Annotated in this window: 1 protein-coding gene; it reads right to left on the bottom strand. The window is 68.7% G+C overall.

Features of this window, described 5'->3' with window-relative positions; all coding sequences use genetic code 11:
• Positions 1-313, bottom strand: a 313-nt coding sequence (locus TN53_RS42020; RefSeq protein WP_046264173.1) for a cupin domain-containing protein, incomplete at its 3' end; no start/stop codon positions are given.
• Positions 314-537: the final 224 nt, after the last annotated feature.

Raw genomic sequence — 537 nt, 5'->3', positions numbered from 1 at the left:
CCGGGCCGGCGTTCCACATGGCGTGCAGCTCGCCGCGCGGCTTGGTGATGTAGCCGCCGGGGCCCAGCGCGGCTTCGCGGTCGCCGGAGCGGAAGCCGATCTCGCCTTCGGTGACGATCGAGTACTCGTCCTCGCGGGTGTGCAGGTGCGGCGGCACCAGCGCGCCGACCGGGAACGGGTGCTCGACGACCGACAAGGCGCCGTTGGTATCGGCGCCCCCGAGCTTGAAGACCACCCCGATGGAACCGAGGAAGCCCTCGGCGCCCTCGCCGGGGCGGACGACCGTGAGCGGAGGGACCAGGTCCTCGGTCATGGCGATCACTCCTCTGATCGATTTCGAGATACACTGGTGTTCTGCTAAAAGTGTCCGTCCCGGACCGTGAGGCGTCAAGTTGAGTGGACAGCACCGTTCAGCCAAATCGCGGGGCTACGAGATGCGCAAGCGGGCCGAGGACATCGGTCGCACCCGGCAGCGCATCGTCGAAGCCGCCGTGTATTTGCACGGCACCACCGGCCCCGCGGCGACCAGCATCGCGG

This window comes from Streptomyces sp. WM6386 (assembly GCF_000972385.1).
Lineage (GTDB): Bacteria > Actinomycetota > Actinomycetes > Streptomycetales > Streptomycetaceae > Streptomyces.
This window is presented reverse-complemented; position numbering and strand designations above follow the sequence as displayed.